The organism is Spirosoma migulaei (assembly GCF_054776855.1).
Genome location: NZ_BAAHBG010000042.1, coordinates 1 through 11,600, shown reverse-complemented (window position 1 = coordinate 11,600; position 11,600 = coordinate 1). Strand labels below are relative to the sequence as shown.

General features: G+C 44.7%; 7 protein-coding genes, 1 tRNA gene and 1 pseudogene. 7 read left to right on the top strand and 2 right to left on the bottom strand.

What is annotated here, in order from left to right:
* The 5 genes from ACYVGO_RS36200 to ACYVGO_RS36180 all read left to right on the top strand — a co-directional run.
* Window positions 1-571 (top strand): hypothetical protein (locus ACYVGO_RS36200; protein ID WP_460973563.1); only part of this gene is annotated, 571 nt, incomplete at its 5' end.
* A gap of 22 nt (window positions 572-593) precedes the next feature.
* On the top strand, window positions 594-2,231 hold the full coding sequence (locus ACYVGO_RS36195; RefSeq protein ID WP_460973561.1) for a hypothetical protein: 1,638 nt from the start codon (window positions 594-596) through the stop codon (window positions 2,229-2,231).
* A 187-nt stretch (window positions 2,232-2,418) separates the two neighbouring features.
* A tRNA-Lys gene (locus ACYVGO_RS36190) sits at window positions 2,419-2,491 on the top strand.
* A gap of 88 nt (window positions 2,492-2,579) precedes the next feature.
* Window positions 2,580-3,170, top strand: a complete 591-nt coding sequence (locus tag ACYVGO_RS36185; protein WP_460973559.1) for a hypothetical protein — start codon at window positions 2,580-2,582, stop codon at window positions 3,168-3,170.
* Between the two features lies 1 nt (window position 3,171).
* Window positions 3,172-3,339, top strand: coding sequence for a hypothetical protein (locus ACYVGO_RS36180; RefSeq protein ID WP_460973557.1), 168 nt, complete (start codon window positions 3,172-3,174; stop codon window positions 3,337-3,339).
* Here the strand turns inward: ACYVGO_RS36180 and ACYVGO_RS36175 are convergent.
* Window positions 3,316-4,719, bottom strand: coding sequence for a choice-of-anchor Q domain-containing protein (locus tag ACYVGO_RS36175; RefSeq protein ID WP_460973555.1), 1,404 nt, complete (start codon window positions 4,717-4,719; stop codon window positions 3,316-3,318). The genes ACYVGO_RS36180 and ACYVGO_RS36175 overlap by 24 nt on opposite strands.
* Window positions 4,720-5,474: 755 nt before the next feature.
* On the opposite strand from ACYVGO_RS36175, the gene ACYVGO_RS36170 reads away from it, so the two are divergent.
* Both ACYVGO_RS36170 and ACYVGO_RS36165 read left to right on the top strand, forming a co-directional pair.
* Window positions 5,475-8,729 (top strand): fibronectin type III domain-containing protein, encoded by a 3,255-nt coding sequence (locus ACYVGO_RS36170; RefSeq protein WP_460973553.1) that lies wholly within the window; start codon window positions 5,475-5,477, stop codon window positions 8,727-8,729.
* A gap of 562 nt (window positions 8,730-9,291) precedes the next feature.
* Window positions 9,292-9,702: a hypothetical protein gene (locus ACYVGO_RS36165; RefSeq protein WP_460973551.1), complete on the top strand. Its 411-nt coding sequence runs from the start codon at window positions 9,292-9,294 to the stop codon at window positions 9,700-9,702.
* On the opposite strand, the pseudogene ACYVGO_RS36160 reads toward ACYVGO_RS36165, so the two are convergent.
* Window positions 9,584-10,768, bottom strand: a pseudogene (locus ACYVGO_RS36160) (IS3 family transposase); the annotation flags it as partial. The gene ACYVGO_RS36165 and the pseudogene ACYVGO_RS36160 sit on opposite strands and share 119 nt — an antisense overlap.
* Window positions 10,769-11,600 lie beyond the last annotated feature (832 nt).

Sequence of the window (11,600 nt, the reverse complement as noted above, 5' to 3'; positions counted from 1 at the left end):
TATCGGCTCACTCAGTTATATGCTTAATCCAAGTTACTCCACAACTTTTAGACTTGATCCAGTTGTTTCTTCGGGTATTACCACCCCAACTTTCCGTAACCACATGAGATGCCACTTCAATCTTTTCTTGTTAATACTTTTTTTTAGTTGCTCCTCTGAAGAAAAAAGTGAGGAAGCAGTTCAGAATTCTTCAATCAGCCAAGAGGATTCTAGTTTAATGGCAGAGGTTAACAAAATGCCTGACACTCCTCCTGTCCAGCTAAAGCACTTTACCAAAGCAGCCGTAGCCAAGTTTACAATGGCTACAGTTATGTTGCAGCCTGCCAGTATCATTTCTGTAGAAAAATCAGAAGACCTCTACATTGTCTCTTATGTTCGTCCAAGCGATAGTCAGCGATTCACCTACAAAGTAAAAATCGATGGCAATAGAGCTATCTGGGCAAATATTGATGGCCGATGGCGAGATACGCCAGATGATGAATACATAACCTTTAATGAAGTTGGCAAGAAACTTCAAATCACTGAAGTGTATTCTGATAAGTCAACAAACGTAGAGCTGTATAGTAAGTAGTTTTACACCTAAAACTTCCACCATGAAACAACTTTTTATCTTCCTCTTTGCCCTTATTATATCGCTACATGTAGTAGCTCAGCCCAACTACGTAGCTACTACACCCTTATCAATTACGCCTGGCGCAGGGAATACATTAGTTGGTCCTGAAGCAGGTAATGCCTCAATGAGCGGCAGTCTCAATGCGTTCCTGGGCTATCAGACGGGTACTGCCAATACCTTTGGTGAGCAAAATACGTTTTTAGGCGCTACGGCTGGTACTTCTAATGCAACAGGCAACTCTAACACCTTCGTCGGCTTTTCAGCAGGCAATCAAAATACAGGTGGATCCTCAAATACATTCTTGGGTACGGCTGCGGGCTATACCAACAATTCTGGCTCACTAAATACCTTCTTGGGTTCTAATGCTGGTGTTAATAATACAGGAGGATTTGTAAATACCTATGTAGGGGCTTCGGCGGGCTATAAGAATACGACAGGTTATTCGAATACTTTCATCGGTTTTGAAACAGGTTACTCCAATACAGAGGGTGGCTACAATACATTTATGGGCAATAAGGCCGGGTATAACAATACGAGGGGGAGTTCGAACACATTTATAGGCTTTCAAACGGGTAATTTCAACAGCACTGGTGAATACAATACGTTCCTGGGTATGGCTGCGGGTACATTCAACACCACAGGCTTTTATAACGCCTTTCTTGGAGGAGCTGCTGGTTTCAATAACACCAACGGTTATTATAACACCTTCCTTGGTTATCAGGCAGGATTTGCCAATACAGAGGGCTATTATAATACGTTCTTAGGTGCTCAGGCTGGACAAGCCAACAAGACTGGGGTATCAAACACCTTTCTGGGTCTTAGGGCGGGTTCTAATAATACCACTGCTGGGTTTAATACATTCGTAGGTTATCAGGCAGGCAATAATAATACTACTGGCGCTACCAATACCTTCCTTGGTTACCAGGCAGGCTATTCTAATACCACTGGCAGTAATAACATCATCATCGGCCCCAATTCCGGTACGGCCATCACCACCAGCGACGACAATGTACTGATGGGCTACAATAGCCAAGCTGAAGATGGTTTACAAAACGCCATAGCCATTGGAGCCAACAGTCGGGTAACCGCCAGCAATGCACTCATCTTAGGGGACCAGGTTAACGTTGGTATTGGTACATCAGCCCCAACAAACCGCTTACAAATCGTCAGCGAATCACCAAATACCAGCGGTTTAACATTATCGAACCTAACCGATAATAGTACCACCAATCGAACCACTGACCAATTCCTGACGGTCAGCGAAACAGGGGAAGTTGTCAAGGCTAGGTATCAGTTACGAATTAACAGCGCTTCGGAGTGGAGTGATAAGGTGTTCACTCCAACCTATTCGCTTCGATCGCTTCCGGCCGTCGAAACCTACATCCAACAAAATGGGCATCTGCCGAATGTACCCGCTGCCGAGGAGGTAGCCAGTAAGGGCGTGGATTTAGTCAAAATGAATGCCACGTTGCTGGAGAAAGTAGAAGAGTTGACTCTGTATAGCATTCAGCAGGAGAAAGCCACACAGGAACAGAAGCAAATTAATAAAGAGTTGAGGGCTCAGATCAAGGAGCTGAGAACCCTTATGAGGGATATGGCCAAATCTATTGCGAAATAGCACTTTACTCAACCGCTTCCTTCCAGTACTCAGATATAAATGGAGATTCGGATTATTCCGGCGAGCTAGCTTGATGTTAGCTGTCTAACAATTACTTTGAGGAGTCGATGGATGTAAGCTCGAATCCTGCTTCAATTTTCTTCTTTACAGACACTTATTTTCAAAATGATTGGTTAGCTCATTCAAAGACTCCGTAGCTCAGCTGGTAGAGCAATTGACTCTTAATCAATGGGTCGACAGTTCGAACCTGTCCGGGGTCACATAATAATCAGCCACTTATGAGATAAAACTTGTGAGTGGCTTTTTATTTGCATACACCATCTTTTATATAGATTTCCGGTGACACTAATGAAACAGATAGAGAAACTTGATTTGATTCTTAAATCCCTTTATGAAAAACCGGGCCAAGGCGGTGAAGTAGTCCAATTATTAAAAGAAAAGGGAGTAGATGTAACGCTTGATGACGCGCACATATTAGGGCGAAGACTTGCGGATGCTGGCTTCGTCAAATTCTATCCCACCCGAGATAGCGCTTTAGTCGATATAAAAAGCGAAGGAATTGAGTTTGTCGAAGGAGACTCTTTTACACATAAGGGCCATTCGGTAATCAGCAACACTTACAACAACACTATCGTCAATAGCCCTAATGCTAATCTGATCAATCAGTCCTCAAATACCAATATCACTCAAAATACGGGAAGCCTTCAGCAGACCTTTGAGCGGATCAGGGAAGAACTTTCCAACGACAGCTCTATAAGCTCCCAAGAGAAGCATGAATTAGCTGAATGTCTTCAGGAAGTTGAAGATGGGGTAGCGGACGGGAAAGCACCGAAATATGCCTTTAAAGCTTTAACAGAGTTAGCTGCTGATTTTGCCTCTGTTAGCGCCTTGGTCATTCAACTAGGGCAGCTACTGGGTTTGATTACACCTTTGAAGTGATATGGTAAAATTTTTACGATTTGGCTTTGCCCTCCTACTTGTTCTGTCGCTTGATCAGTGTAAGCAGCCATCCGTACCAGTCCCGGTTAACACGCCTACCCGTGACGGCAATATGGCGATGGGCAATCCTGATGGAGCCAAAGCTTTATTGATTACCAAACTTTATTGAACTCCCAGATCCTATTATTAACTGCCGGTCAGTATCATAGCTAATCTGAAGCACCTGGGCTTGATAATTATCAGGCAAGGTTACAATATGTTTGACCTGAACGGGATCGGAGAGGAGTGGAAGTCGGCCGCAGGACCAAGTTGTAGGATCATTCCATAAGCCAGCATTGACGGTATACATGTTTAGGGGTATCCCCTGAAACTCAAAAGCACCTACATCAATTTTTCCACCTACCACGCGACTATTGCCTAATCCGTCTAATTCGAGGCTCGGAACCCTATTATTGCCTGCATCAATAGCAGGAGAGCAGGCGTTGAGCTGAAAGTCGATATCACTACGAAAAGGTGAATCTATAGTAGTTCGATTGTGTCCTCCATCTAAATAATAAATACTCGTAGCCACTGAAGGCTCAATTAAACAATAGCTAAGAGTAAATTGTCCAAATAGTGTCTTATCAGTCCCATTATGCCAGAAAATACAGTTAGTGACTGAAGCTCCACCAGCGATAGATCCCAATGCTCCTCCTCCTTGTCGAGAAAAAGAGTTGTTCGAGAAACTACAGTTGATAACAGATAAATTGCCATTAAATGTGAATACAGCACCCCCTTGTAGCTCCGTACTGTTATTCAGATAGATGCAGTTAAGTATTGTTGCCGTTCCGTGTTCTACATATACCGCCCCTCCATAGGCAAACGCCGAATTATGAGAAAAACTACAGTTAAGCAGAGTTATTGAATCACCATAGGCGGCTATTCCGCCACCAATAATACTGGCGACGTTGGATACGAAGTTACAATTAGCGATTGTTGGCATCCCGCCTGTATACAATCCTGCGCCAACATTAGCTGGAGTTCCAGAGCCAAGCGTTCCCCTATTGGCAAGGCCAGCTGTAATAACGAAGCCATCTAATCGAGTTTGCTCTGTGGCTCTATAATCTATTGTTACTACGTGTACGCTATTATCATCTTTGATTCCTTCAAGCCCAACGTCACCGCTGAGCGTTGTGCTACTAGGTTGCGTAAGCGGCCTGTCTGCTAGAGTTACTTCTGTTCCTATAAATCCACCATAAACCTTTATGCCAGCAGCAATCGAAAAACTTATAGTCCGGTCTAGATTTGAGTGCCCACCCGGCTTATAAAGCCCGCCTGCTACCCAGACTTGCTCAACCCCAGTCGTTGAAAGGATAGCTTGTAAATCTGCCGATGCATTCTCCCAGCTTGTCCCGTCTCCGGCACCAACTGCGATGGGCTTCACATAACGAATATTTTGAGCATACAAACAGTGTGAATTAATCCCAAACAATAGAGCGATAATAACCCCAATAACTTGTGTCCAAATTTTGTGTGAAGGTACTCTAATTAGCGGTAATTTTGATTTCATACTGGATAGAATTAGCCTATGCAATATGTAGTGAGGGATTAAAATAAGTATAGTATAGTGCCTAAATAATTTGATTGTTCTAACGGTGGAAGACAATGGCCAGATTCGACCTACTGTCAGTAATGAGCTAAGCGTTTCTGCGGCCCCTTTGGAAGGTGATTGTGGTGCTACCTGTGGGGTTCGATGATACAAACAGGATAAACGCTCAGACACGAGTTATTGCCGTGTGGGGATGCCGAATACAAATGCTAGAGGTGAAGGGGCATGGGGAAGCTACCGGGTAAGTTAGGATAAAGTTGAAAAGCAGACCGGATATGATTTTCTGTAGAACGTACAGGGGAATGCGCAACGGACGACTGAAGTAATGACAGATAAGGTCACTTTGTAATAGTAGCTTCAGCCCTGTAATAACTTTTACAAAAAACTCCTATTTTAGGTAGACAGCAACCTTTCTGAATAACTTATATAGCAAAAAGGGTCGGGCATTCTCGCTTCAAATTATTTCAATTTCAAACAGCTTCTAATAATAAGTACAAGCTCTACAGAATGCATTATTCAGTATTGACGATTCTTTTAATTGCTACGCTTATTACCAACGTATATTAACACCCAGCGGGCATTATTTTTATTTTATGCAAAAGAATATACATTCCACACTATACTACTTATTTTTTGGGGTTTTCCTCTGCCTAACTTCACAGGCTCAGACACCTTCCTCACCAGTTCTCCCTTTTTGTGGCACAGAAGACCTCACTTTGGAGAACGCTCGATTGCTGGTGAACCAAGCTGAATCGGCCCGACAACAAAAATTAGCGTCGGGGGCCGCCTTTCAAGCGATTACCTATGTTCCCATCCGGCCACATATTATAAGAAGAAGCGATGGCAATGGTGGTTTCAATATTAGTAGTCTGAATCGAGTGATTGCCATGACCAACAGCTACTATCTACTCAATGGCTTTGGCATCCAATTTTACTTTGCCGGTACATCGCCCGACTACATCAATAACGACGATATGTATAATGCATATAGCTCTCAATCGGTTGATGCCTACGACGCTCACAATGCCCTCAATCAGTATTATGTCACTCAGTTTTCCACTACGGGGCTGGGGGGATTTGCCTATTATCCAGATAATGCGGTTTATTCTACTCGATCCTTTATTTTGACGGGTGGTACTAGTTCAGAAAGTGACCTGGGTAATCGATTGATTCCTCATGAGTTAGGCCACAACTTCAGCCTGATTCATACGTTTGGTCAGAATGCCGGTAATGGCCCTCTAGGCTCGGGTGTAACCACCGAGTTAGTTACGCGGGGAATTGGTGCTAACTGTGCTACCGATGGGGACCTGATCTGCGACACCCCCGCCGATCCTTATAATATGCTTGGCGCTTCCATTAGTTATCCATCGCCCAGTGGTTGCCCACAGTATGACCCCAACAGCACCGCCCGCGATGCCAACGGTACCCCATTCGCTCCATCGATTACCAACATTATGTCGTATTATTATCCCTGTACGCACGATTTCACCCCCGGCCAATACGACCGGATACAGGCCGGGCTGGCCCTTCGGCAAAGTCATACCGCCTATACACTCGATGCGCCAGCAACCGATGTAAACGCTCCCAGCAACCTGGTTGCTACGCAGGATGGATCAACCGCCATAATTACCTGGCAGGACAATGCCAACAACGAAATGGGGTATTTTATCGAACGCTCCACCTCGCCAAATGCGGGTTTTGTACCCATTGATGGGGTATCTCCCAACGTAACGACTTTCACAGACTATACCACTGTTCTTAACACAAAGTACTACTACCGAATTCGTCCATCTAATACCACAACGGGTAGCCTTAGCCCAACAGTGGTCATCCAGATTTCGCCACCTCTGCTTGGTCTAACTACCACGAATATTACCGGAACGAGTGCCCGGCTAAACTGGAACATTGGAGATAATATTACCAGCTATACCCTACAATACCGAATTGCTGGTACGCCCACCTGGACTGCGCTTCAGAATGTACAGGGTAGTACCACCACTCTTACGTATTTAAATGCAAATACCACCTATGAATGGCAGATTAAGGCAACCGATGCCGATACGTACGTTGGCCCGGTGAGTTTTACTACACTTTGCCCCGTTCCGTCACTCTTTACAACTCATCCGTTCCGAACTACGACTTCGCTGAGCTGGTCAGCCGGCAATCCAGAAACGTACACCTTACAATGGCGTGTTCAGAACACGCAGACATGGACCACGATAGATGTATCTACCAGTACCTACTATTCGCTAACGGGTCTGACTTCGTCTACGGCCTATGAGTGGCGCGTACAGGGTACTTGTCCTGGCTCAACTACCCTGGTTACTGATTACAGCAGCCCACAATCCTTTACAACACAATCCTGCCCCGTACCTACGTTAAGGCTTAATACCCTTAGCTCAACGGTGGCTATGATCTACTGGTACACAGCTTATTCTGAAACAGGCCGAACCTTTACAATCCGCTATAGGGTGATCGGTACACCCGACTGGACAACCATTGGCGGGCTAACTACACAGGAGTACACGACGTATTCACTGACCGGATTAACACCCAATTCAACTTACGAAGTGCAGATCGAAACGGTTTGCTCCCAAAGCGAACATTCTGGTTTTTCGACCTCCCTTACCATAACTCCGAGTTGTCAGCCGACTACGTATATGTTCAGTTCGGCCAAAAATTCGACAGCTAGTCTGGCATGGAGTACTTCCTCAGCAGTCGAACCCGGCACTACCTTCGAGCTGCAATATAAACCGTTGAGCAGTGCAGACTGGATTACAATCAGCAATATCATTCCCGCTTCAGGCACGTCAAATACGCTATATTCACTCACGGGGCTAACTAGCAATACCACTTATCAATGGCGGGTCAGAGCAGTTTGCCCCGCTACGAACCAATCTACTTATACCGCAGGCACTAACTTTTCAACGGGTTGTTTTGCCCCAACCTCCCTTTTCTATTCGTTTCTCTCAACTACATCGCTTAACTTTAACTGGAACGCCTATGTAGAGCCCAGCGCGCGTTTTGATATACGTTATCGAACAGTGGGCGCAGCAGACTGGATAACGCTCAGTAATCTGCCCTTAGTGGATGCAAGTTCTAGTTTTACCTATAGTTTGACGGGTTTAACTAACAATACGTCCTATGAGTGGCAAGTTAGAACCGTCTGCTCGGCCACAGATAATTCGGCTTTTGTAGCAGGCCCAAACTTTACAACTTCCTGCCGGATTCCTAACGGACTATATAATATTGATCTGAAACCTACCTCCGTCTCCCTTAGCTGGGTTCGAATGGGGCTCGATGTTAACTACGACTTACGCTACCGACGGATAGGCACAAGCGACTGGACAACGTTGGAAAATTTGACAACTGCCGTCATGACATTAACGGGCTTATTAACCAACACGGGCTATGAATGGCAGGTGAGAAGCCGATGTAGTAATGGCTTTTTTTCTGACTTTTCGGCGTCAAGTTCGTTTGCTACATACCCATGTTATTCGCTCAGTAGTGTATATTTCAGCAATCAAACACCTACCTCCGTAAAACTGAACTGGTCTAACTACTACGCTGAAGCCAATACCTTATATGACGTCCGATACCGAATTGTAGGAACACCCGATTGGACTGTTGTTAGCAACCTCACTTCTACAAGTGTGGCGATTGCAAATTTAACGATCAATGAACAATATGAATTTCAAACTAGAGTGCAGTGTTCATCTGCCGAGAGTTCAGCGTTTTCGAACTCAATTCTATTCCAGGCCTGTAGTATTCTATACACGCTCCGGGCTGGAAACTGGAGCGACCAGAGTATTTGGTCATGTAATCGAGTGCCGACCTCTGCCGATGTCGTTCAGATCAAACATAAGGTGACTGTCCCTTCCAACTTTACTGCCAATGCACTCCGAATAAGTTTCGATCCGGCGCAGCAACTAAATTTCAGCTTAAATGCCAAGCTGCAACTAGGACAGTAGTTTGTACGTAAAATGAGTTACTGAGTACGCAGAAAAATCAGCAAAATAAGTTTGGAAATTTCCAATTCTTGATAGTGCCCGTCTTCTAATAACGTCAGGCTTGCTCCTTGGTAGATACCCGCTGGGCCGTTATACATGAAAAAGGACTTTAGGGAAGCGGCTATAAAAAAACACTGACCTCAAGGAAAGTCAGCGTTAAAATCTACCGTAAGTAATTACAACCACGTTCATGCAACTATACAACTTAGACGAAAACCCCGACCGGACAGTAACAAGAAAAACCAGTCCCAACGAGACTGGCTTTTGAGACCTCCGTAACTTAATGCTATTGCGGCTTAGACGAAGTTCTGACAGGGCGTCACTAAAATGCCGACTCGAATTGAACGGCATTTTATCCATACACCATGCCCAAAAAAGGAACATGATTGAAGCTTAGGAAGGAAATTAAATAACGATTATACTGAAGGCTACCAGTGAGCATAGCCTAGGCTTTCCATTACTTTTACCGGTAGAACAGTACCTCAACGCCATGAGCCTTCCTAGGTAGCCAGTTAATTCGTCCATGGCGAAACTGATGCTGGTAGAAGATAAGTTACTCCGCCTGACGCCTGAGTCAGCTACTGAAGCGGTCATTCAACTCTATGCCGAGTTCCGGGAACTACTCTGGAATGTAATTGAAACATCTCCCGACCCGGCCCCCTTTACACACGCCTGGAATCTGATCAACCTGTATGCAAAGGTGGACCTATTGGATTTTCAGCAGGGCAATATCGGGGCATTGGCTAGAATGCAGGTGAAGGTAAAAGAAGCCATTCAGTTGTTACTGGACTTGCAACAAAACACTGGACAAATCTTTAAGCAACATTTAAAAATTGCCCACTATAGTAGTCAAAAGGGGAAAGATAACCCAGCGCCGAATGCCTTCGCTGGCGATTATACCAGACCTCTATATATTCAAAGACAGCCTGTCTAGCCGTAGCCCGAGTTTGGAAATCCTGTTGATATACCAACTCCGACTTTAGGCTTTTGAAAAAGCTTTCTGCCACAGCATTGTCCCAGCAATTGCCTTTCCCACCATGCTTTGTAAAACCAACGACTGTTTTTTCAACAGATTGGTAAACGCATGACAGGCATATTGTACTCCTCGGTCCGACCGGGTCGCCGGTGCGATGGAAAATTAAATTCCGTTCGATAGGCCGGTTTTTAAGGGCCATTTGCCAAGCTGGAATGACCGTCTCAGAGGCCTTCATCGACGTACTCAAAGCCCAACCGATCACTTTCCGATCATACAAATCCATGATGATGGTCAGATAGAGCCAGCCTTCACCGGTACGAATATAACGGGGCCGCCCGTGCGGTCAGATCGGAAACCCATGCCTGACTCGGTTTTACAGGATTGAACTGACGGTTTAAATGGTTTTCTGCGACTGGGTAAGTGTGCTTGGAATCAGTCGTGGTAACCACATATTTCTTCTGAATGACACTTTTCAGATTAGCCTTCCTCATCAACCTAGCGACTCGGGGTCGAGATACTTTTATGCCTTTAGCCCTCAGTTCCTGGGTAATCTTTGGACTGCCATAACGCTTCTTACTGGCTGTAAATGAATCACTTATTAGTACTATAAGCGTTTCATTCTCTTGGGTTCTTTTAGTCGGCCGTTGGGCTAACCAATAGTAATAGCCACTGCGGCTCAAGTTTAGTACTCGACACATCCGCACCGGCGGACCGGTCTCAACAGGAAACTCAAGTTGATGAGCTTTTATAAATCTGAATATTTCCCGTCGCCCTTGGAGAAGATGCCGACTGCCTTTTTTAGTATATCGCGTTCTAATTCAGCTTGTTTAAGCTGCTTTTTCAGAAGTAAAATTTCTTGCTGCTCTCGGTTCGCTTGGGTTCCGCTACCAGCTTTAAGGGCTTGAGAAGGCGCTCGTTCTCTACGCCATCGGGTGAGAATTTGTGGGGTAATGCCCAACTCTTCAGCGGTCGTCTGTATAGAGCCTTTGGCATCCGACAACTCCACGGCCATTTTTTTAAACTCCTCCGGGGCCGCCCGTGCGGTCGTATTGTCTCCTGGTTTTCATGGTTCACTAAGTTAGATCATCCTTAACTTAATGTCCAGTCAAATGTAGCAGGACCACAATCAATAGCAGGATGTTCTAAAAGATTACGTATTAGGTCTAACCGCTTAGTAACCGTAAGGCTGCTTGTCATAACTTTAAGGTGTGTGGAGTTAATAAATCTTTAATGGCCCCAAAGGTATAATTTCGTTAGAAAACTAAAATACCTAATGAGCTAGGTATTTTTTGTTTATGCAGAAAATAACGGCCACAGGGCAATCAATCTTTCCCATATTTAGATATAGCACTACCCAGAAAAGCCCCCTATATCCCCTTTTTGCAACTTGTCCACACTATCCCCTATCCCCTGTGGATAAAATTTACAAAAAGGTAAAATTTGGTGCTTCTGGACTGACTTCATCATGGTCCGAAATACCGGTGTTTTTCCCCTTTCCCCACTTAGTATCACACTATAAAGGCCGTTTTTGCTTAGGTGTATTGTCTCTTCTGTCCGTCCGCTATTTATAAAAAGGCAGGGCCCCAAGCTTATATAATAAAAAAAGCCCGATCAGTGAAGACCAGGCTTATACTTAGGAGTTAACCTGCAAACACCCTATTGTGACAAGAAAGAAAAAAAGATTGTTTTTGAGCCTACACTTCCTACACGGATTTTCAAACTATTCGTCTTCTGCTCAGGCGTACAATTAGGTATAATATATAGTTATTTACCTTTTAAGCAGATAGTTAAGCCTTCAGGTTAAACGCATTAAAATAGTGGCATTTTGTCCTAGTTCAGATCTTTGTGACATGAAC